We start from the raw sequence: 20659 nt of genomic DNA on the forward strand, positions 1-20659 counted from the left end.
TCCATGTGGTAATCAGCAGCGTGCCGGATGTCGTTGAGCGCCGGCGTTGATCAGACCCAGTAGAAGAGTTGCCATGCTAGAACATGACCGATTGATTGCCGCTGAACCGGAGCATGGGGAAGTGCGCATCGATCACGCCATTCGTCCCAAGCGCCTGCAGGACTACATTGGCCAGCCCCGAGTCCGCGAACAGCTGGAAATCTTTATTGGTGCGGCCAGACTGCGGGAAGAGAGCCTCGACCACACTTTGGTGTTTGGCCCACCAGGCCTGGGCAAAACGACGCTGGCCAATATCATTGCTACTGAAATGGGCGTTGGGCTGAAGTCGACCTCTGGCCCGGTGCTCGAGCGGGCCGGGGATCTGGCGGCGATGCTGACCAACCTGGAACCGGGTGACGTTCTGTTCATCGATGAGATACACCGCCTATCCCCCGTGGTGGAAGAGGTCCTCTATCCCGCCATGGAAGACTTTCAGCTCGACATCATGATTGGTGAAGGGCCTGCGGCGCGCTCCATCAAGCTCGACCTGCCGCGCTTTACCCTGGTGGGGGCGACCACGCGAGCAGGGTTGCTGACCTCGCCGCTGCGCGATCGCTTCGGTATCGTCCAGCGTCTCGAGTTCTACAATCTTGAAGAGCTAACGGAAATCGTCGCTCGTTCGGCACGCCTGCTAGGCGTGGAAACCAGTCGAGAAGGTGCGGTGGAGGTTGCCCGCCGCTCGCGGGGAACGCCTCGCATTGCCAATCGCCTGCTGCGTCGCGTACGTGACTATGCCGAGATCAAGGGCAACGGGGTGGTCGATGTAACGCTCGCCGATGCGGCCCTGAACATGCTTAACGTCGACCATCATGGCCTGGACCATATGGATCGTCGCTTGCTACTGGCCATGATCGACAAGTTCGACGGTGGGCCGGTCGGGGTCGACTCCCTCTCCGCCGCGATTGGCGAGGAGCGGGATACCATCGAGGACGTCATCGAGCCTTATCTGATTCAGCAGGGCCTGATGATGCGTACACCACGGGGGCGGGTCGTGACGCGCCAGGCGTGGCAACACTTCGAGCGGGTGGTGCCCGACAGCGCCATGAGTGCAGAAGGGGAGCGGCGACCATGAGCGATGGTTTTGCCATGCCGGTGCGCGTTTATATCGAAGATACTGACGCGGGCGGTATTGTCTACTACGTTAACTATCTGAAGTTTATGGAACGCGCCCGTAGTGAATGGTTGAGAGAATTGGGCTTGAATCAGCAAACGCTGCTAGACGAAGGGACGCAGCTAGTGGTATACCGCATTGCCTGCCGCTATGCCAAGCCAGCACGTCTCGACGATGCGCTGACCGTAACGGCCACCATGGCCAATCAAGGCCGCTGTCGAATGACATTCGAGCAGCAGGTGTGGCGAGACAAGGAACTCTTGTGCTCCGCCACAGTCGAGATAGCCTGTTTGAGCGCTGATACCTTACGGCCCAAAGCGTGGCCAGTATCGCTCGATCTTTCTGTGTCGGCTCATTAGTCCGCAGGCCGCGATATCTCGTAATGCTAAACCCGGTGAAATGACCACCGCTACCCTGTCGCCATGGCGACACTAATAGATTGAAGAGGGCAACTGTGAACGATAACACCATGTCCATACCCCACTTGATAATGAGTGCCAGCACCGTCGTGCAGCTCGTCATGTTACTGCTGGTGGTGGGGTCGATCCTCTCTTGGGTGGTGATTTTCCAGCGCAGCATGGCATTGCGTCGTGCCAAGCAGGAGTACAATCAATTCGAAGAGTCATTCTGGTCGGGTGTCGACCTCAATGAGCTGTACCGTGAGATCCCCGCCGATGATCCACGTCACGGCGCAGAGCACATCTTCCAATCCGGCTTTCGTGAATTCAACCGCCTGATGTCCAGGACGCGTAACGCGGACACGATCCTCGAAGGCGTCCAGCGCAGCATGCGCGTTGCCTGGTCCCGGGAAGAAGACCGCCTTACCCAGCACCTGGTTTTTCTGGCCACCGTGGCGTCGGTCAGCCCTTATATCGGCCTGTTCGGTACGGTCTGGGGCATCATGGGTTCGTTCCAGTCGCTCTCCATGACCCAGCAAGCCACCCTGGCCACCGTGGCGCCCTGGATTGCCGAAGCCCTGATCGCTACTGCCATGGGCCTTCTGGCAGCGATTCCTGCCGTTATCTTCTATAACCGTCTTTCCAACGAAGCCGCTCGCCTACTGGGCAGGTACGAAAATTTTGCTGAAGAATTCCACGCGATCCTGCATCGCAATTTGCAAGGCCGCGATGGCAAGCCGCAAGCCTGATGCCCGCTAAAGGAGTTCGTTATGCAAGGTTCGTTTAATCGCGGCGGCAAGAAAAAGCCCATGGGGGAGATCAACGTCGTCCCCTTCATCGACGTCATGCTGGTGCTGCTGGTCATTTTCATGATCACGGCCCCCATGTTGACACAAGGGGTGCAGGTGGATTTGCCGCAGGTCTCCTCGGAGCCTATTGAAACTCAGGAAGATAGTGATCCGATCATTATTTCGGTGGATCGTGACGGCGGCTATTTCATTACCCTGGGTGAAGACACCAGCAATGTCTCTCTGGAGCAGATTTCCGAACGCGTCATTGCCATTCTCCAGCGTAGGCCCGGCACACCTGTCATGGTTCGCGGCGACCGCAGCGTGCCTTATGGCCAGGTCGTCATGTTGATGAGCACCCTGCAACGCTCTGGTGTAGCGAACGTTGGGCTGCTCTCAGAGCCGCCGCAAGATGGCTAAGGGCGAGTCACCGATGGCAGTGAAACCACCACGCGACCCCCAGGATGTCGGCTATACATTGCCGACGCTCTTGGCGATTGGCGTGCATCTCATCGTGATTGCGTTCACGCTGATTCGGCTACCCAGCACGCCTGCAGAGCCCGACTCCTCATCGATCGTGCAGGCCACTTTTGTCAGTACGGAAACCTTCACCGATCAGGCGCAGCAAATCACCGAGCAGCAGGCCGCGCTGAACAGTGCGGCCGAGCCTGCCGAGAGCGAACCCGCGCCTGAGTCGCCAAGCCAGGCAGAACAGGCGGCGGAAGCAGAGGCTGCGGCGGCGGCACAACGAGAAGCGGAAGCGGCGGCCCGTGCGGAGCAGCAGGCCCGTGAGCTGGCCGAAGCCCAAGCGGAGGCGGAGGCAGAGGCCCAACGACGCGAACAGGAAGCTCAGCGGGCAGCAGAAGAGCAGGCCGCTGAGCAGCGCGCCCGAGAAGAAGCAGAAGCTCAACGCCAAGCCGAGGCGGAAGCGCAGCGAGAAGCCGAAGCAGAAGCCCAGCGCCAGCGGGAGGCTGAAGCAGAAGCCCAACGCCAGCGGGAGGCCGAAGCAGAAGCCCAACGCCAGCGGGAGGCTGAAGCAGAAGCCCAACGCCAGCGGGAGGCTGAAGCAGAGGCTCAACGTCAGCGGGAAGCCGAAGCAGAGGCTCAACGCCAACGGGAAGCCGAGGCAGAAGCCCAGCGCCAGCGAGAAGCCGAAGCAGAGGCCCGGCGCCAACGGGAAGCCGAGGAGCGTCGTGCTGCCGAAGCGGCAGAAGCGGCCATGCAGCGCCAGTTGGCGGGTGAAGCCGAAGCGGCCGCCAATGCTCAGCAGGCCCAGCAGGCGGCAAACAGCTTTATTAATATCGTGCGGCGAGCCGTTGAGCAGGCCTGGGTCATTCCGCCGGGAGCAAGTAACTCGATGAGTGCTACCATACAGGTAAGGCTTGGACCATCGGGCGAACTGCTAGCCACATCGGTGGTCACTTCAAGTGGTGACAGTGCCTTTGACCGGTCGGCGATGCAGGCGGTCGAACATGCAGCACCGTTTGGCGAGTTACGCGACTTGCCAGCGGATCAGCAGCGCAATTTACGTCAATTTAATCTGCGATTTACCCCGGGGGATGTTCGCTGATGCAAACGTTGAGCAAAGTGTGGCTTTTTTGCGTACTGCTATTGATCAGCAGTGTGGCAAGCGCAAACCTGACCATTGAAATAACCCGTGGCAGTGACCGTGCGCTGCCCATTGGTGTGGTTCCGTTCGAGGGTGGCGAAGGCTTGCCCGAGGACGTGGCTCAGATCATTCAGGACAACCTTGAGCGCAGCGGCTTCTTTTCACCGCTGGACCGTGGTGCCATGTTCGAGCGCCCCAGCCAGGCCAGCGACGTTCAGTTCGGTACCTGGCGTTCACTGGATGTTCGCTATCTGGTGGTAGGCCGGGCGCGCCAATCGGGCAGCGGCTATGAGCTGCAGTTCGACCTGATGGATATCAGCGGTCAACGGTCAATTCTTCGCGAAACCGTCACCGCCAACAGTAATGATCTGCGTGGGGCGGCGCACTATATCAGCGATGAGATCTTCGAAGCGATCACCGATATTCGTGGTGCATTCTCCACGCGTATTGCCTACGTAACGGCGCAGGGCGTGGGCGATAACATGCAGTTCGGCCTGTACGTGGCCGATGCCGATGGTCGCAGAAGCCAGCAAGTGTTGACCTCTGACCAGCCGATCATGTCGCCGGCATGGTCCCCGGATGGCCGCAAGTTGGCGTATGTCTCCTTCGAATCTGGCAAGGCGGCCATTTACATTCAGGACGTGGCCACCGGCCAACGTGTCCAGGCGACGTCGTTCGACGGGATCAATGGCGCGCCAACCTGGTCACCTGATGGTCGTCGCATTGCCATGTCGCTCTCCAAGGATGGTCAACCGGAAATCTACATTCTGGATGTGGCCAACCGCTCCGTTGAGCGTGTCACCCAAAGCAACAGTATCGACACCGAGCCCGCATGGTCACCCGATGGCCGCAGCCTGATTTTCACTTCTGACCGCAGCGGTGGACCGCAAATTTATCAATATTCGCTGGGCAGTGGAGAAACTAATCGCATTACGTTCACAGGTAACTATAATGCCCGTGCCCGCTTCTCTCCCGATGGTGAAGAGATCTTCTTCATCCATCGTTCGAGCCGGGGATATCAGGTTGCCAAGCAGGATCTTGGGGGTGGTCGCTTAGTGGTGTTGAGCGAATCAACAAGAGATGAATCTCCTAGTGTTGCACCGAACGGTACCATGGTAATCTTCGCTACCCAGCAGGGTGGTGCGGGTGTGCTCAGTGCCGTGTCAGCCGATGGCCGTTCATCGTTCCGTCTGCCAGCAGCACAAGGCGAAGTACGTGACCCTGCATGGTCACCTTTCTTAAATTAATGAATGAACAGCACTAATCTCTGTTTTCAGGCAAGGAGTCTGATTATGCAACTTAAGCCGTTGGCTCGCTCATTGGCAGTAGCGTTATCTATCGTGGTTATCGCTGGCTGTTCCAGCACCGGCGGATCCCAGGACGGAGACGCTTACGGCAGCCAGACTGGCAGCAGCGTGGGCACGGGCACCTCGGGTGCAGGTGCGGGTGGTCAGTATGGCTCTACTACTGGCTCGGGCGCGGGTGCTGGCCAGCAAGCTGACTCGCGTATTCCTGAAGTGCGTACCATCTATTTCGACTTCGACCGCGATACCATCAAGAGCGAGTACGAGTCGGTCGTCATGGCCCACGCTCGCTACCTGCGTGCCAACCCGAACGCGCGCGTCGTTCTGCATGGTCATACCGACGAGCGAGGTACACGTGAATACAACATGGCCCTCGGCGAGCGTCGTGCCGGAGCCGTGCAGCGCTTCCTGAACATTCAGGGCGTTTCTCCTTCACAGATGAGCGTTGTCAGCTACGGTGAAGAGCGTCCGGCGGTAAGCGGTCAGAGCGAAAGCGCTTACTCTCAGAACCGTCGCGTAGTCTTCAACTACTGATAGCGTTGGCGTGCCTGTTATCAGGCACGCCAATGGCCCTTCGGAGCTATCAATGAATCACAGTCTCAAACGCTATTTTGAGAGGCTGTGCGGTGCGGGAGCCCTGGTGCTCCCGCTGTCCGTATTGCCCTTATCCCTGCTCTCTGCTTCAGCCGTTGCCCAACAGCCGCTGGTGCAAGACCTCTCTTCCGGTTCCTCGGGTTTCTACCAGCAGACGCAGCGTCAGGAAGCGTCGGGTGGCAATCTGGTGCTGTTCAATCAGGTGCAAGAGCACCAGCAGGAAATCCAGCAGTTGCGAGGCCAGATCGAAGAGCTGCGCCACCAGTTGGAACAGCTGCGTAGGCAGTCTCAGCAGCAGTATCTGGATATCGAAGACCGCCTGATGAGTAGCGGCCCCAGCCAGATTGAGCAGTCCACGCCTCAGGTCGAGCCCGAGGCCGCCGAGCAGGTCGCCCAGGCTCCCTCTGCTCGCAACGTCAGTGACGACGCTCAGGCCGATTATCAGGCCGCCTTTGCTCACGTGCAGGCGCGCCAGTTCGGCGATGCCATTGCGGCTTTCGAAGCGTTCGTGGCCGACCACCCGGACAGCAGTCTGACCGCCAACGGCCACTACTGGTTGGGCGAGTTGTACGCGGCGGAAGGTGAGTTGGACGCGGCAGATCAAGCCTTTACACGTGTCATCGAGCACTACAGTGGCAGCTCCAAAGTGCCTGATGCGCTTTACAAGCTGGGACTGGTCAAGGCGCGCAAAGGGGAAGCGGCACGCAGTCGTGAGCTGTTGGAGCAAGTGCGTGACGACTACCCGCAAAGCAGTGCTGCTGGCCTTGCCAATGATTTTCTCCGTCAATCAGCCGGTTAATCGGCTTTCTTGGATCAAGGAATCCTCATGAACTGCAAAGTCGACTATCAACCAGCGCCTGGCTTGCTTGAAAACCGCGTCGTGTTGGTAACCGGTGCGGGCGATGGCATAGGGCGCGTTGCAGCGCTTGAGTATGCCAAACATGGGGCAACCGTGATTTTGCTTGGTCGTACCATTGCCAAGCTGGAGCGCGTTTACGATGAAATCGAAGCGCAAGGTGGCCCGCAGCCGGCCATTTTTCCGCTGAACTTCGAAGGCGCTACGTTAAAAGACTTCCACGACATGGCCGAGACGTTGAACAACGAGTTCGGCCGGCTGGATGGCTTATTGCACAATGCAGGGCTGTTGGGCCGTATCACCCCCTTCGACCAGTACAATCCCGAGCTGTGGGAACAGGTCATGCAGGTGAACATCAACGGCCCCATCTGGATGACCCAGGCGCTGTTGCCGCTGCTACAGGCGTCTGATGATGCGTCGGTGATCTTTACTTCCTCCAGCGTTGGACGTAAAGGCCGTGCTTACTGGGGCGCCTACTCAGTCTCCAAGTTTGCCACCGAAGGGTTCATGGAGGTGCTGGCAGACGAGCTCGAGAATCAGCCGCACGTGCGGGTGAATACGCTCAACCCTGGTGCCACTCGGACTCAGATGCGGCGTTCGGCCTATCCAGGCGAAGACCCGCTAACGTTGCGCACGCCGGAAGAGATCATGCCAACTTACCTATGGCTCATGGGCCCAGACAGCAAAGGGGTCAGCGGCCAGAAGTGGGATGCCCAGCCGCCGCGCAGCTGAGTCGTCGGCAGGAGATAGGAAACACGCCAACGGCCCCATGGGCCGTTGGGTAGATTACGGGGAGCGGTGGTCGTTTAGTGCGGCCACCAGCTCCTCGCACGTCGCAAACCAGACATCGGCAGGCCACTGCTGGTAGTCGTCCTCTTCGCTGATGTAGCCATAGCCCACCGCAACGGCCAGCATGCCAGCAGCACGTGCGGCCTGCATGTCCCTGACATGATCGCCAATGTACCAGCACCGCTCAGGCGCGACTCCCAGCTGTCTGGCGGCCTCCCACAAGGGTTCCGGCGCAGGCTTCTTGACGCTCAAGTCATCGGCACACAGCAGTGTGCCGGGGGTAAGGGCCAAGGCATCCAACAGCGGAACGGTATAACGCCGTGGCTTGTTGGTAACGATCCCCCAAGGGCGAGCGCTTTCCTGCCAGGCATGCAGCCACACGTCCAGCGGCGAAAACAGGCGGCTGTGTACGGCCACTTTTTGCTCGTAGGCATTGAGTAGAAAGTCGCGCGCCTGCTCATGCTCGTCACTGCCATTTTCGAGGCCCAGAGCCAGGGTGACCAGCGCGCTGCCACCGTTGGAGACCTGTCCGCGAATCTGTTCGAAGGGCAGGGCCGCGAGGCCATGATGGGCTCTCAAGGCATTAGTGGCGGCGGCCAGGTCCGGCGCTGTGTCCACCAGCGTGCCATCCAGATCGAAGATAACGGCATGGGGGGCTGAACGGCACATCTATTCGCTCACCTTGCGGCAGTGCATCATATAGTTGACCGATACGTCGTGGGCCACCAGGCGGTAGTGGCGTGTCAGCGGGCTATAGGTCAAGCCGCTCTGCTCACGCACTTCCAGCGAGGCGCTACGCGCCCAGTGGGCCATTTCAGACGGGCGAATGAATTTTGCGTAATCGTGGGTGCCGCGGGGAAGCAGCTTGAGCAGATATTCGGCACCGACGATAGCGAAGGCGTAGGATTTGGGCGTGCGATTCAGCGTAGAGAAGAAAACGTGGCCGCCTGGCCGCACCAGTTGGCTACAGGCATGAATGATCGAAGCCGGATCAGGCACGTGCTCCAGCATTTCCATGCAGGTGACCACATCGAACGTCCCCGGCTGTTGGACGGCCAGGGCTTCGACGCTGATGTGTTGGTAGTCGATCTCGACGCCGCTCTCCTCGGCGTGCAACCGGGCCACCCCCAGTGGGGCCTTGCCCATGTCGATGCCGGTCACGCGGGCGCCTCGGTGGGCCATGGCTTCGCTCAGAATGCCCCCACCACAGCCCACGTCCAACACCTGTTTGCCTGCCAGGCCAGAACGGGCATCAATGAAGTCCAGCCGTAACGGGTTGATGTCATGCAGTGGCTTGAACTCACTGTGAGGGTCCCACCAGCGGCTGGCAAGTGCTTCAAATTTGGCAACTTCTGCCGCATCAACGTTGCCCTGTAGGCGGTCAGTGGTGCTATCCTGAAGAGTCGATGGCATGGTATGGCTCCCTGAGCAAGTCGGCAATAAAGCGGGGAGGGCAATGCCTTGCCCATCACCCCTCTATCGTTGAGTATGGACGTATTCTAACCACTCCCGGAGCGGAACGCATGAAAAGGAGCAAGGCATGATGCCCAACCCCCTATTTTATCGACGGTTGTTTGCCATGGAGAGCCTTTGAATGCGGGTATTACTGCACGGCAGTGAACTGAGTGCTGCCACGGCGGCTGCCGCACTCGCTTGGGTAGGACACCAGGTGGACTGGCTGTTGCATGAAAACATGCCATGGTTATCGTTGGCCCAGGTCGACTGGCTGCGCCGCGAGCCTTCGCTCATGGCGCAGTTGGAACAGGCCCTGGCGTCGGGCCAACTGCGTGTCATCGAAACACTTGACACATCTCATACCCCCGATGTGGTCTGGTTGGCACTGTCTCCCAGCCAGCGTGATTCTGCGCGCCAACTGCTCAGTAGCCCGCTGTTTGCCGGTTATCATGGGGGAGTGCTGATCAATAACTCGACCTTCCCTGTGGGTGAAACGGAGCGCCTGCATGCGCTAATGGGCCGTCAACATAGCCGTGTGGCACTGCCTGATACCCTGGAGGAGGGGCGGGCGTGGGCCGCTTTTACACGGCCGATGCGTTGGTTGCTGGGCTGTGACGATGCCCACGGTGAGCAGGTCACCCGTGAGCTATTGCGCGCCTTCAACCGCCGTAGTGAAGTGTTCCAGCGCATGCCCTGTCGAGCGGCTGAACTGACCAAACTGGCGATCAATGGTATGTTGGCGACACGTATCAGCTACATGAACGAAATTGCTGGCCTGGCGGATACGCTAGGCGTGGATGTGGAGCATGTGCGACAGGGGATGGGGGCGGATAGCCGGATCGGTTTCGAGTATCTTTATCCTGGCTGTGGCTTTGGTGGGCCCAATTTTTCCCGTGACCTGATGGGGCTGGCCGATATTCAATCGGCGCATGGTCGTTACTCCGCTTTGCTGGAGCAGGTCATGGATATCAACGAGCAGAAAAAAGAGACCCTGTTCAGAAAGCTATGGACGTTTTTCGACGGCAACCTGGCGGGTAAAACGATTGCCGTGTGGGGGGCCGCCTTCAAGCCGGGAACGGCACGCATCGACCACGCCCCGGTACTCACGCTGTTAGAGGCCCTGTGGGCGCAGGGCGTGACGGTCAAGCTGCATGACCCTGCCGCGTTGCCAGCTTTGCATGAAGTAGTGGGCCAGCGGGATGATCTGATCCCTGTTCAGGGAGACCCTTACCTTGCGTGCCAAGGGGCAGATGCCTTGATGCTGGTGACTGAATGGAAGACTTACTGGAACCCGGATTGGCATCGCCTGGCGACGCTACTGGGAGAAAAGCTGGTACTGGATGGCCGCAATATCTACGACCCTGCTTTTGTCGCCAGCTGTGGCCTACACTACCGGGGAATTGGACGCCGCGCCGACCCGATATTGCCCTAAGGAAAAACCATGTCTGACGCCATCTCATCACCTCGTATCGTGCCGGATGTCGACCAGAGCTTTACTGCTCAGCACTTGCGACATCGCAAGGGGCCCAGGCTCTGGCCTTTATGGTTTTTCTTGATGTTGCTCTTCCTGGCCCTGGCCGGGGCGTCGGTGTTGCTGTGGTACGAGCGCGAAGAGCTACTCCGCCAGGTTAGTCGTGTCAGTGGCGAAGTCTCTAATCTGCATGCGCGATTGGACTCGGGTGACACTGATGCGCAGGATGAGATAACCTTTGTACAAGCTCAGATGGCCACGCTTTTCCAGGAGCAAGAGCAGCTTGCCATCGCGCTCACCACCACTCGTGAAGAGCTGTATGGGCTACTTACGGACCATGAGGCCAGCGCTTCCAGCGATGCGCTGGATTCTGTGTCGCAGCAGTTCGAACGCCTGCAGGAGCAAGCTGCCATGCGAGACAGTCAGCTTGCTGCGATTCGTGCGTCGCTGAATGCGCTGGAACAGGTAGGAACTTCCGGTAGACAAAATTTGCTGGAAGAGGTCTCTTACCTGGAACAGACCTTTGGCCAACGACTCGAGGAACTGGAACGGCAATTGGCCAGTGAGCAAGCCGCACTGGCAGAGCAGCAGCAGTGGCGTGTTACCATGGAGCAGCAGTTGGGCCAGCTGTCTGAAGCGCTGGAGGATGATACCTCTGCCACGTTTGCCAGCCAGTCCGAGCTGGCGTCACTGGAGGCCGAGTGGTCGCAGCGGTTGGCCACCCTCGAAAGCGATGTGCGGCAAGTGCGTCAAGCCCAGCTGGCCTTCAGCGCACAAATGGAGATGCTGCGTAACTAGCATGCCGCAAGCCGATAATTTGGGGTTAGGGATAAAAGCGTATGGGAAGACAACGGCGATGGTCCGGCATGGCGCGCGTGGTTTGCGCACTACCGCTATGGGCGGCTTCGGTATCGGTATGGGGGCTCGAGGCCAATATTAGCGGCGTCAACCAGCAGGTGCGCAACAATATCAGTGCTTACCTCGAAAATATCGATGCAGAGCAGTACACCGATGTACGCTTGGAGGGGGAAATTCGTCAGCGCACCCAGGAAGCCATGCGGGTGTATGGCTATTACCAGCCCGAGGTGCGTGTCTCTCTCGAAGAGACGCCGGTCGCCGTGCGTATCGAGCCGGGGCCACGCGTTACCATTGAAGTCCTGGAGATCAACGTCACTGGCGATGCGGCAGACGATCCGCCTTTTCAGGAAGCCCTGGACGATTTTCCCCTCAACGTCGGCGACCCTTTGCGCCACGCACCCTGGGATCGGCTGCGCAATCAGTTTTCCGGGCTGGCCATCGAGCGCGGCTATTTCGACTGGGGGTTTTCGGACCGGCGTATGGAAGTGCGCCCCTACCTGGAAAGCGCGAGGCTCTACATGGGCTTCGATAGTGGGCCTCGCTACCAGTTCGGCAACACGCTTATCACCGGAAGCCATATCGAGCCTGACCGTCTTCGGCAGATGCAGACGTTCGAAGCAGGCGACCCCTACCTTGCCGAGTCCCTGGCACTCTACAATCAGCGGCTGGCTGAAACCGGTTGGTTCAGCTCGGTCTCCGTGCGTCCCCGCCTGGAAACCGCCCGTGAATTGATCATAGCGCCCCCCAGCGGGGGAGATCCCTGGTGGAGCGAAGTCGCTGCCACTCAGCCAGAGCGGCCACGGATTAGCAGTGCGGCGCTGACCAGTGCATTGAGCCTTCATCGTCGCGACGACACGCGTCTTCCCATTGATGTCAATGTTGAACCCGCCGACCGCCATCAGTACGAGGTGGGGATAGGCTTTGCCACCGATGTGGGCCCCAGGCTGCGCTTTGGCTGGCGTCAGCCGTGGATCAATCAGCTGGGGCATAGCCTGGATCATAATCTTTACCTGTCGGCGCCCGAGCAGCGCTTCACCGGGGTGTATAACATCCCCCTTGAAGACCCGATCCGCGATAACTATCGCCTCCAGTACGGCGTGCGCAATATCGATGACAGCGATACCCGCTCACTGCAAGGCACGGTCGAGATAGCGCGGCGCTGGGAGTTCGAGAACCGCTGGGTGCAAACGCTGTACTTCAGAACTACCTACGAGGACTTTACCCAAGGGGGCCAGGCCGACCAGGTATGGCTTTTCTATCCCGGCATTCAATGGTCGCGCACACGCACTCGCCCCCAGCGCTTTCCCCTCTGGGGGGATCGCCAGCAGCTGTCACTGGAATACTCCGATAGTACCTGGGGCTCGGATGCCGACTTTGCCCGACTCACCGGCGACACCGAATGGATACGCATGCTGGGCAGCGACAACCGCTTCGTGGCGCGCCTGAGCGTTGGCGCCATCGAAACCGACGATTTCGATAAACTACCGCCATCATTGCGCTTTTTTGCCGGTGGGGATCGCAGTGTACGCGGGTACTCCTACGAAAGCCTCTCGCCGCGTAACGAGCAGGGTCGTTTGCGCGGTGGCCAGCAAATGCTGACCTCCACGCTGGAGTATCAGCGCCGCGTGACGGGCGACTGGTGGGGCGCTGCCTTCGTCGACAGCGGTGATGCATTCGATAACTGGGGCCCCGAAGATCTGAAGACCGGGGCGGGGGTAGGTGTGCGTTGGGTATCGCCGGTGGGCCCAATACGCTTCGACGTGGCGCACCCGTTCGACAACGACGATGACTACCGCGTGCACTTTTCGATCGGACCAGAATTCTAGGAGAGCTCTTTGGCCAAGGTTGATGTAACGACACCCCCAAACCGCGAGATGCTCTCTAGTCGGCGTCGCCTATGGCTGACGCTGTGGAGTCTGCTGCGTTTGATGATTCTGTTGCCCCTTTGGGTGCTGGGCCTGGCCGCCCTGTTGCTGGGCGTGGCGCTGTCCCCCTGGGGCACGGCACAGCTGTTCTCACAAGGTGAACAGCGCGGCTGGTTCAGCTATGAACAGCAGGAAGGGGCGCTGCTGGAGAGCTTTCGGCTTCAGGGCTTTCACTTGGCCATGGGCGGCACGCAGGTGACCCTGGATGAGGTGGAGCTTGCCTGGGCCGACGATTGTCTGCTCTCAGGTAGGCTGTGCCTGGAAAGATTGCACCTCTCGGGCGCCGATATCCGCCTGGCTGCCAGCGATGCACCTGAAGAGCCCGACAGCGAATCCACGCCCCTTTCGCGCATTCACCTGCCATTCCCTATCGAGCTGCGTGATATCGATATCAGCGACGTTCAGCTGCACCTGGCCGATGGCACTCATGTGGCCTGGGAGCGCTTTTCTACCTCCCTCTCTGGCGCACAGCAGCAGATCATCATCGAGCCGACGCGCCTTGAACGTCTTGCCGTTCATCTACCGCTTTCACCGGGTGGGCAGCTCACAGAGGATATCGACACGCCGCTCACCGCCGTCGGTATCGATAGTGCCATCCAAGTGAATCAGCCCCACGATGAGGAGCCAATAGCGGGTTCCCCGGCACCGCGTGAACGACTGTCGCTGCCAGCCATCGAGCTACCCATCGATGTGGCGATCACGTCGCTGTTGGTCACCGATGTCAGCGTGGCCGGTGCGTTCACCTATGACGTGGAGCGAGTACTGCTGGCCGGACATGCTGAGCGTGACAACGTGGTGCTTTCTACGCTTGAGGTGGATACCCAGGATGCCACGGCGCGGTTGATGGCGGATGTGACGCTGGCAGACGATTACCCGTTGGAAGCCGAGCTGCACAGCGTGCTTCTGCTGCCGGAACTCTTCCCGGCCTTGAGCGGAGAAACGCTGACGCTTCGGCTTTCTGGCTCGCTGGCGGACCTGTCGGCGGAGCTGGATGTTTCGGGGCAGATCAACGCGACCCTGGCGGCCGACGTCGATGTCCTGGCGCCTGATGTGCCCTTCACCGCGCGGCTGCAGAGCGAACGCGTCGAGTGGCCGCTGGAAAGCATGGAGCGTGACCCCGACACCACCTACGTGGCACAAGATGTGGATTTGACCGTCAACGGTAGCCTGGACGCCTACGCCGTGCGGCTGTTGGTCGACGCGCAGGCGCCTCAGGTACCGGATACGTCGATAGACCTGACCGGCGATGGTGACATGACCTCCTTCCGCTGGGCGCCCCTCAATCTGCGTATCGAAGAGAGCCGCTTGACCAGCGAAGGGCAAGTGAACTGGGCCGAGGCGCTGCGCATCGATGCCAGTGTGCAATTGAGCAGTGTCGACCCCTCGCTATTCGTCGACCAGTTGGAAGGCAACCTGAATGGGCGCCTGACTGCCAACGTTCAGCAGCAGGGAGAGCGTTGGGACATTGCGCTCCCTGAGCTGGCCATCGACGGTGAGTTGCAAGAGTATCCTCTGACGCTGGAGGCCGCGCTGGAGGCCAACAGCGATTTGGAAGTCGCTATCGAACGACTGCTGTTCACGCAGGGGAACAACCGCCTGACGGCTTCCGGCCAGGTGAGTGAACAAGCCATGTCGCTGCAGGCGGATATCGCGCTCACCGAACTGCAAACGCTGCACCCGGAGCTGGCCGGCCGCCTCAGCGGCGACCTCCGCGCTACCGGGAGCTTTAGTGCCCCCGAGTTGGTCGCACGCTTGACCGGCAATCAACTGAGGTTTGCCGAAAACCGTATTGAAACCCTTGGCCTGGCGGCCAATGTTCAGGGGGTCGATGATCCGGTTCTGCGTGTCGAACTCGATGCCCAAAGTGTCAATGCCGGTGGGCAGGCGCTATCCAGCCTGGCCGTCAATCTGAGCGGGCGCTTGTCTCAACACACTCTGAGCGTCAATGTCGACGGTGCGCCAGGCAATGTGCTCAGCGCTGCCTCGTTGGCTTTGGATGGCCGCTTCAATCAGGCTACGGAGCAGTATCAAGCCCGGCTGATGCCGCTGGAGCTGGACAGCGAGGCGGGCAGTATTCGCCTCGAAGCGCCGCTGGATATCGGCTACAACCTGGCCAATGGCCAGGTGAGACTGTCGCCATTCTGCTTGCGGCGACTGGAAGGCGGCCTGGTCTGTTCGGATGAGCCCATGACGGCATCGGCAGAGCAGGGGCAAGCCAGCCTGCGAGTCAGCGAAGTCCCCATGGAGATGCTCGAACCGTTCTTGCCCGAAGAGTGGAGTTTCGAGGGTGCCACGACCGCTGAGCTGGCGGCCAACTGGCGTCAGGGAGGCGCGCGCTGGCAAGCCAACGTGCAAGTACTCAGTGAGCTGGCGATCACCGCCATCAACGATTACGGCCAGCCGGTGGCCCTGCCGGTGTTGAGTCTGGATACCCAAATCGAGGCCAATCAATCACAGGCCGATGCCAACCTGCTGCTCTCGCTGTCCGAAGCCGGAGAAATAACCCTCGATCTTTCCGTCAACGACCCCTTGGGTCAAGGAGCCTTGGCAGGCGAACTGCGTGCCAACAATGTCTCCCTGGAACCCTATCGTCCGATGATGCTGGGCATGGACCGCCTCGAGGGGGCGCTGAACGGCAGCGTCCAAATTGGTGGCAGCACACAGCAGCCCGACCTGCAGGGGCAACTCGCCTTGCGTGGCCTGCGAGTACATGGCCCGGACATCCCGGTGGACGTTCAGGACGGTGAATTCGGCATCATCTTCGATGGTGAGCGGGGGGATATCGACGGCTTCGTCGCTGCCGAAAGAGGCCGATTGAACATCAGCGGCGAAGCTTATTGGCCAGCCAGCGATGCCTGGCGGATCGGGATAGATCTCAATGCCACTCAGGAGCCCCTGCTGGTGGTACTGCCCCAGTTCGGCCGCATGGAAGCCGCACCAGACATTCGTGTACGCATTACTCCAGAGCGTTTGCAGGTCAGGGGCAATGTCGACTTGCCCTGGGCGCGGCTGGAAATAGGCGATCTGCCCTCGTCGGCCACCTCGCCCAGCCCCGATGAGATCATCATTACCGAGCGTGATGATCGAGAAGCCGAACAGGCGCGCCAGCGCGCCATCGCAGCGGGCGAAGACCCCAGCGCTGCCGAGGAACTGACGGCCACGGGAATGGCCATCGATGTCCTGATTACCTTGACCCTGGGTCGCGACATGCAGATTTCCGCCTACGGCCTCGAGTCTGGTTTAGGGGGTAGCCTGGAAATACGCCAGGAGAGCGGGGTGCTGCAGCTGTTTGGTGACGTAAACCTGGTGGATGGCCGCTTCCAGGCCTTTGGGCAGGACTTGCTGATTCGGCGTGGCCAACTGCTGTTCAGCGGTCCGCCCGGCTTGCCAGTGCTGGATTTCGAAGCGATTCGTAATCCGGACATTACCGAAGACGAAGTCATTGCCGGGCTGCGGGTCTCGGGCAACGCCGAAGAGCCGAACGTCATGATCTTTTCCGAACCCTCCATGGACGAGACCCGCGCGCTTTCGTATCTGTTACGTGGTCGTGCCCCTGACGCTTCGGGTGGCGGCATCGATAGTGCCCTGACCACGGCACTGATCGGCATGTCATTGGGTCGTACCGGAGGGGCCGTCGGCTCGCTGGGACAAGCCTTCGGGATCGATGACCTGACGCTGGATACCACCGGTGCGGGCGATGAAAGTCAGGTGGCGGTGAGTGGCCAGCTGACCGATGACTTGCGCATCAGCTACGGGGTGGGCATTTTCTCGCCCATCGCTGAGCTGACGCTGCGCTACACCCTGTGGCGGAACTTGTACCTCCAGGCGGTGTCTGGTGCGAATCAAGCGGTTGACCTGATTTACACCTTTACCCGCTCGGGCGATCCTTACGTCTATCCGCAGCAATAGGAGAACATCGATGTCGTTTTTTACATCTCGCCAGACGGCACCCGAAGGCCGCAGCACGCCTATCGAGACCAGTGAGGTGCATACCGTGACAGGGGCGTCGCTGCATCCGCCATTTCCGGCTGGCTGCGAGGAAATCGTGCTGGGGATGGGCTGCTTCTGGGGCGTGGAGCGCCTTTTCTGGCGTCAGCCCGGTGTGGTCGTCACAGCTGCCGGTTATGCGGGCGGTACCACTCCCAACCCTACTTATCAGGAGACCTGTACCGGGCTTACCGGGCACACGGAAGTCGTGCGGGTCGTTTATGATCCGAGTGTGATTGGTCTGGAAAAGCTGCTGCAGATTTTCTGGGAAGAGCACGACCCTACTCAGGGAGACCGTCAGGGCAACGATATCGGCAGCCAGTACCGTTCAGCGATCTTCACCACCACGGCGCAGCAGTTGGCGCGTGCCCAGCAGAGTGCCGCTGAGTTTCAACAAGCGCTGGAAGCGGCGGGCAAAGGGCGTATCACCACGGAAATCAAACCGCTGGACACGTTCTACTATGCCGAGGCGTACCACCAGCAGTACCTCGATAAAAATCCCGGTGGCTATTGCGGGTTGAAGGGCACGGGCGTGACCTGTGCGATTGGCTAACAACGATGACCGTTTGAACAGGATAACAACGATGTGGCGACGTGGACGTGACTATCCATGGCTGATTAACATGGCGGGGTGTGCGCTGTTGACGCTGGGGTCGACGACTCAGGCCAGCACGCCGGACATGCCGACAACGGTAGAAGATACGCCGTTTGCCAGTGAACGAGAAGCCGTGATATGGCGCCAGGATGAGTTGAAAGACCTGGAGCGGCTGCTGCGCCAGCTGCGTTTCGACCTGGTCAATAATCGGGATGCTCGTGGTGCCGAGCCGCGGCTGGAAGCGCTGCAGCAAAAGGCCACTCAAGCACATTTTTTGCCTGCCTTCATCGAAGGCACCCATGGGCGTGGTTCCGATGCTCGGCCGGAAATATGGCAGGAGTGGGAAGACTTCTCGGCGGGTTTCGTTGACCTGGAAGAAAAAGTAGCCGACCTGGTGGAGGCCGCACAGCAGGAGGATTACCGTGCCGCTACGCGGGCCTTTTCGGACGTGAGTCTCAGCTGCCGGAGCTGCCACCGCGCTTATCGCTACAACTAGCGCGATGGCCTATGCTCAATCGCCCGGCTGAACGCGGTCGATACGGTAGAGGGTCTCGACCTGTTCGAGCCCACTGATGGTGCAATCGAGGTCCTTCACTCGGCCATCGTCCAGGCCATATACCCAACCATGCACCGAGATCTTCTGGCCACGCTGCCAGGCGCGCTGGAGGATCTTGGTGCGACACAGGCTGTTCACTTGCGCCTGTACGTTGAGTTCACACATTCGATCGATTTGCGCGTCGAGAGGCAGGGCTTCCAGCGTTTGGCGGTGCTGGTTGTACTGCTCACGCACCGAGTGCAGCCAGTAGTCCACGACGCCGCACTCGCCTCCGGTGACGGCGGCCTTGATGCCCCCGCAGCCGTAGTGGCCAACGATCATGATATGACTGACCTTGAGGACGTCGACGGCATACTGCACCACCGACAGGGCGTTCATGTCGGTATGGTGCAGCAGATTCGCGACGTTGCGGTGAACGAACACTTCGCCAGGCGGCAACGCGATGATCTGATTGGCCGGTACGCGGCTATCGGAGCAGCCAATCCACAAGTAGTCTGGCTTTTGTTGGCTCGAGAGGCGCTTGAAATAATCAGGGTCTTCCTGACACATCCGCTCGGCCCAGGCGCGGTTGTTTTCCAGCAGCGTGGCAATTTTATCGGACAATTGAGTCTCCCAGGAGCACGAGTTCCATCGTAGAAGCAGCATGCCAATGCTGCCGAGGGCGTACAGAGTAACGAGTTTTATGCGTCTCGTCAGTTCCAGATCAATCGGGGGCTGCCTATCAAGTGCGGCAGCTTCAAGCAAGGAGTAGAAGCAACCATGTCAGAAACGATGTCAGACATTAGGCCAGCCAACACGGCGCATGATTACGATTTACTGGTGATTGGGGCGGGGTCGGGAGGCGTGCGTGCCGCGCGTATGGCCGCCGCGACGGGCGCTCGGGTAGCGGTGGCTGAGGATCGTTACCTGGGTGGCACCTGCGTCAATGTAGGCTGTGTGCCCAAGAAGCTATACTCCTATGCCGCGCATTTTCATGACAGCTTCGACGATGCGGCCGGTTTTGGCTGGCAAATGAGTGTGCCGCCAACCTTTGACTGGTCTACCTTGCGCGACAACAAGACCAGCGAAATCAAGCGCCTCAATGGCATTTACCAGCGTATGCTGGAAGGTGCGGGCGTCACGCTGCTCAATGGCCGTGCACGGTTGGAAGGGCCGCACCAGGTTGTGTTGACCCAAGAGGGTCAGGAAACCACTTACAGTGCCGAGAAGATCCTGCTGGCGACGGGTGGCTGGCCATGGGTGCCCGAGTTCCCGGGCAGCGAACTGGCGCTCACCTCCAATCAGGTATTTGATCTCGAGCGCTTCCCTGAGCGTTTCCTGGTGCTGGGGGGCGGCTATATCGCGGTGGAGTTTGCCAGCATCTTCAATGGACTGGGGAGCGACACCCACCTCATTTATCGCGGTGAGATGTTCCTGAAAGGGTTCGATCAGGAAGTTCGGGAGTTCACCCGCGCGGAAATGGCCAAGAAAGGCGTCAATCTTCATTTTGGTGTCAATATCGCGCGTATCGATACGTTGGAGAGCGGTGCACTCAAGGTCGAGCTGACCAACGGAGACGTATTGGAAGTCGATGCCGTGTTGGCAGCCACGGGTCGGAAAGCCAATACGGCAGGACTAGGGCTCGAGGCGCTGCAGATCGAGCTTGATGCGGACGGCAAGGTGCCGGTAGACGCTCGATTCCAGACCCGCGTGCCCTCCGTTCTGGCGCTGGGAGATTTGACCGCGGGCCCAGAACTGACGCCTGTCGCGCTGGCAGAGGCCATGCAGCTGGTCGACATCCACTTTCATCAGCGGCCCCCGCGGCCACTGGATTACCACACGATACCGACCGCCGTGTTCTGTCATCCCAATATCGGCACGGTAGGGCTCTCCGAAGAAGCCGCCAGAGAGCAGTTCGACGGCATTCGGGTCTATCGCACCGACTTCAAGCCCATGAAGCACACGCTCTCGGGGAGCGATGAGCGTGTATTGATGAAGCTGATCGTCGACGATGCCACTGATGTCGTGGTGGGGGCTCATATGGTAGGCGAAGAAGCGGGGGAGCTGATCCAGGGCATTGCCATTGCCGTGCGCGCAGGGCTGACCAAGGAAGACTTCGATCGTACCGTGGGCATTCACCCCACGGCGGCAGAAGAGTTCGTCACGCTAAGGACTCCATCACGCTACTGAGCGTCGGCTCGGCCAGAGGCATTAGTGTCAAACAGAGAGGCGAGCGGAAGCTTGCCTCTTTTTTGTCTCGCGCATACGCGTGGGTGTTCTAGACTCAGTGAATCATGGTCGTGCAGTGGATCCCAGCGCGCCGGGCAGGCGTTTTGATAATCCTG

The 20659-nt window shown here is 59.8% G+C and carries 19 protein-coding genes; 16 read left to right on the plus strand and 3 right to left on the minus strand.

Annotated features, from left to right (window positions below; genetic code table 11):
- Nucleotides 1-73: 73 nt before the first annotated feature.
- From ruvB to KVY02_RS08450, 9 genes are all read left to right on the plus strand, one after another.
- The gene (gene ruvB, locus KVY02_RS08410; protein ID WP_016913815.1) at nucleotides 74-1111 is read left to right on the plus strand and encodes a Holliday junction branch migration DNA helicase RuvB; all 1038 of its coding nucleotides are present in this window, start codon (nucleotides 74-76) and stop codon (nucleotides 1109-1111) included.
- Nucleotides 1108-1509, plus strand: coding sequence for a tol-pal system-associated acyl-CoA thioesterase (gene ybgC, locus KVY02_RS08415; protein ID WP_016913816.1), 402 nt, complete (start codon nucleotides 1108-1110; stop codon nucleotides 1507-1509). Before ruvB ends, ybgC begins: the two co-directional genes overlap by 4 nt.
- Nucleotides 1510-1619: 110 nt before the next feature.
- Complete coding sequence (gene tolQ, locus KVY02_RS08420; protein ID WP_256357594.1) at nucleotides 1620-2297, plus strand: protein TolQ; 678 nt, start codon at nucleotides 1620-1622, stop codon at nucleotides 2295-2297.
- 21 nt (nucleotides 2298-2318) lie between these two features.
- The gene (gene tolR / locus KVY02_RS08425; protein WP_081135593.1) at nucleotides 2319-2756 is read left to right on the plus strand and encodes a protein TolR; all 438 of its coding nucleotides are present in this window, start codon (nucleotides 2319-2321) and stop codon (nucleotides 2754-2756) included.
- Between the two features lie 13 nt (nucleotides 2757-2769).
- Nucleotides 2770-3906: a cell envelope integrity protein TolA gene (tolA, locus tag KVY02_RS08430; protein ID WP_218314963.1), complete on the plus strand. Its 1137-nt coding sequence runs from the start codon at nucleotides 2770-2772 to the stop codon at nucleotides 3904-3906.
- Nucleotides 3906-5192 (plus strand): Tol-Pal system beta propeller repeat protein TolB, encoded by a 1287-nt coding sequence (gene tolB / locus KVY02_RS08435; RefSeq protein ID WP_081135599.1) that lies wholly within the window; start codon nucleotides 3906-3908, stop codon nucleotides 5190-5192. The genes tolA and tolB overlap by 1 nt, the downstream gene beginning before the upstream one ends.
- A 45-nt stretch (nucleotides 5193-5237) precedes the next feature.
- Nucleotides 5238-5783: a peptidoglycan-associated lipoprotein Pal gene (pal, locus tag KVY02_RS08440; protein WP_016913821.1), complete on the plus strand. Its 546-nt coding sequence runs from the start codon at nucleotides 5238-5240 to the stop codon at nucleotides 5781-5783.
- A gap of 52 nt (nucleotides 5784-5835) precedes the next feature.
- Nucleotides 5836-6642 carry a tol-pal system protein YbgF gene (gene ybgF / locus KVY02_RS08445; protein WP_218314964.1) on the plus strand — a complete coding sequence of 269 codons (807 nt, stop codon included), beginning with the start codon at nucleotides 5836-5838 and terminating at the stop codon, nucleotides 6640-6642.
- Nucleotides 6643-6669: 27 nt separating this feature from the next.
- Entirely contained in the window at nucleotides 6670-7431 is a 762-nt protein-coding gene (locus tag KVY02_RS08450) for a YciK family oxidoreductase (protein ID WP_218314965.1), read from the plus strand.
- Between the two features lie 54 nt (nucleotides 7432-7485).
- Here KVY02_RS08450 and KVY02_RS08455 read toward each other — a convergent pair whose 3' ends face one another.
- A complete protein-coding gene (locus KVY02_RS08455; protein ID WP_218314966.1) occupies nucleotides 7486-8157 on the minus strand; it encodes an HAD family hydrolase in 672 nt (223 codons plus the stop codon).
- On the minus strand, nucleotides 8158-8901 hold the full coding sequence (gene ubiG, locus KVY02_RS08460; RefSeq protein ID WP_218314967.1) for a bifunctional 2-polyprenyl-6-hydroxyphenol methylase/3-demethylubiquinol 3-O-methyltransferase UbiG: 744 nt from the start codon (nucleotides 8899-8901) through the stop codon (nucleotides 8158-8160).
- Between the two features lie 181 nt (nucleotides 8902-9082).
- Between ubiG and KVY02_RS08465 the strand changes: the two genes are divergently transcribed.
- The 6 genes from KVY02_RS08465 to KVY02_RS08490 are packed head-to-tail and all read left to right on the plus strand — an operon-like array spanning nucleotide 9083 to nucleotide 18275.
- A complete protein-coding gene (locus tag KVY02_RS08465; protein ID WP_100730665.1) occupies nucleotides 9083-10375 on the plus strand; it encodes a nucleotide sugar dehydrogenase in 1293 nt (430 codons plus the stop codon).
- Nucleotides 10376-10384: 9 nt separating this feature from the next.
- Complete coding sequence (locus tag KVY02_RS08470) at nucleotides 10385-11212, plus strand: hypothetical protein (RefSeq protein WP_016913827.1); 828 nt, start codon at nucleotides 10385-10387, stop codon at nucleotides 11210-11212.
- A 41-nt stretch (nucleotides 11213-11253) separates the two neighbouring features.
- Nucleotides 11254-13098 (plus strand): autotransporter assembly complex protein TamA, encoded by a 1845-nt coding sequence (locus KVY02_RS08475; protein ID WP_218314968.1) that lies wholly within the window; start codon nucleotides 11254-11256, stop codon nucleotides 13096-13098.
- A gap of 48 nt (nucleotides 13099-13146) precedes the next feature.
- Entirely contained in the window at nucleotides 13147-17106 is a 3960-nt protein-coding gene (locus KVY02_RS08480) for an autotransporter assembly complex protein TamB (protein ID WP_218315070.1), read from the plus strand.
- A gap of 10 nt (nucleotides 17107-17116) precedes the next feature.
- Nucleotides 17117-17737 carry a peptide-methionine (S)-S-oxide reductase MsrA gene (gene msrA, locus KVY02_RS08485; protein ID WP_016913830.1) on the plus strand — a complete coding sequence of 207 codons (621 nt, stop codon included), beginning with the start codon at nucleotides 17117-17119 and terminating at the stop codon, nucleotides 17735-17737.
- Between the two features lie 31 nt (nucleotides 17738-17768).
- A complete protein-coding gene (locus tag KVY02_RS08490; RefSeq protein ID WP_100730667.1) occupies nucleotides 17769-18275 on the plus strand; it encodes a c-type cytochrome in 507 nt (168 codons plus the stop codon).
- A 15-nt stretch (nucleotides 18276-18290) separates the two neighbouring features.
- Here KVY02_RS08490 and can read toward each other — a convergent pair whose 3' ends face one another.
- Nucleotides 18291-18938 carry a carbonate dehydratase gene (gene can / locus KVY02_RS08495; protein ID WP_100730668.1) on the minus strand — a complete coding sequence of 216 codons (648 nt, stop codon included), beginning with the start codon at nucleotides 18936-18938 and terminating at the stop codon, nucleotides 18291-18293.
- Between the two features lie 156 nt (nucleotides 18939-19094).
- On the opposite strand from can, the gene gorA reads away from it, so the two are divergent.
- A complete protein-coding gene (gorA, locus tag KVY02_RS08500) occupies nucleotides 19095-20504 on the plus strand; it encodes a glutathione-disulfide reductase (protein WP_371317409.1) in 1410 nt (469 codons plus the stop codon).
- The last annotated feature ends 155 nt before the right edge of the window (nucleotides 20505-20659 follow it).

This window comes from Halomonas sp. 18071143, assembly GCF_019211725.1.
Classification (GTDB): Bacteria; Pseudomonadota; Gammaproteobacteria; order Pseudomonadales; family Halomonadaceae; genus Vreelandella; species Vreelandella stevensii.

What these genes read in the sequence shown, in the direction of transcription:
- tolQ (WP_256357594.1), top strand. Translation starts at nt 1,620, where the DNA reads ATGTCCATACCCCACTTGATAATGAGTGCCAGCACCGTCGTGCAGCTC.
- KVY02_RS08470 (WP_016913827.1), top strand. Translation starts at nt 10,385, where the DNA reads ATGTCTGACGCCATCTCATCACCTCGTATCGTGCCGGATGTCGACCAG.
- msrA (WP_016913830.1), top strand. Translation starts at nt 17,117, where the DNA reads ATGTCGTTTTTTACATCTCGCCAGACGGCACCCGAAGGCCGCAGCACG.
- KVY02_RS08475 (WP_218314968.1), top strand. Translation starts at nt 11,254, where the DNA reads ATGGGAAGACAACGGCGATGGTCCGGCATGGCGCGCGTGGTTTGCGCA.
- pal (WP_016913821.1), top strand. Translation starts at nt 5,238, where the DNA reads ATGCAACTTAAGCCGTTGGCTCGCTCATTGGCAGTAGCGTTATCTATC.
- tolB (WP_081135599.1), top strand. Translation starts at nt 3,906, where the DNA reads ATGCAAACGTTGAGCAAAGTGTGGCTTTTTTGCGTACTGCTATTGATC.
- gorA (WP_371317409.1), top strand. Translation starts at nt 19,095, where the DNA reads ATGTCAGAAACGATGTCAGACATTAGGCCAGCCAACACGGCGCATGAT.
- ybgC (WP_016913816.1), top strand. Translation starts at nt 1,108, where the DNA reads ATGAGCGATGGTTTTGCCATGCCGGTGCGCGTTTATATCGAAGATACT.
- tolR (WP_081135593.1), top strand. Translation starts at nt 2,319, where the DNA reads ATGCAAGGTTCGTTTAATCGCGGCGGCAAGAAAAAGCCCATGGGGGAG.
- KVY02_RS08490 (WP_100730667.1), top strand. Translation starts at nt 17,769, where the DNA reads ATGTGGCGACGTGGACGTGACTATCCATGGCTGATTAACATGGCGGGG.
- ubiG (WP_218314967.1), bottom strand. Translation starts at nt 8,901, where the DNA reads ATGCCATCGACTCTTCAGGATAGCACCACTGACCGCCTACAGGGCAAC.
- tolA (WP_218314963.1), top strand. Translation starts at nt 2,770, where the DNA reads ATGGCAGTGAAACCACCACGCGACCCCCAGGATGTCGGCTATACATTG.
- ruvB (WP_016913815.1), top strand. Translation starts at nt 74, where the DNA reads ATGCTAGAACATGACCGATTGATTGCCGCTGAACCGGAGCATGGGGAA.
- KVY02_RS08465 (WP_100730665.1), top strand. Translation starts at nt 9,083, where the DNA reads ATGCGGGTATTACTGCACGGCAGTGAACTGAGTGCTGCCACGGCGGCT.
- KVY02_RS08455 (WP_218314966.1), bottom strand. Translation starts at nt 8,157, where the DNA reads ATGTGCCGTTCAGCCCCCCATGCCGTTATCTTCGATCTGGATGGCACG.
- KVY02_RS08450 (WP_218314965.1), top strand. Translation starts at nt 6,670, where the DNA reads ATGAACTGCAAAGTCGACTATCAACCAGCGCCTGGCTTGCTTGAAAAC.
- ybgF (WP_218314964.1), top strand. Translation starts at nt 5,836, where the DNA reads ATGAATCACAGTCTCAAACGCTATTTTGAGAGGCTGTGCGGTGCGGGA.
- KVY02_RS08480 (WP_218315070.1), top strand. Translation starts at nt 13,147, where the DNA reads ATGCTCTCTAGTCGGCGTCGCCTATGGCTGACGCTGTGGAGTCTGCTG.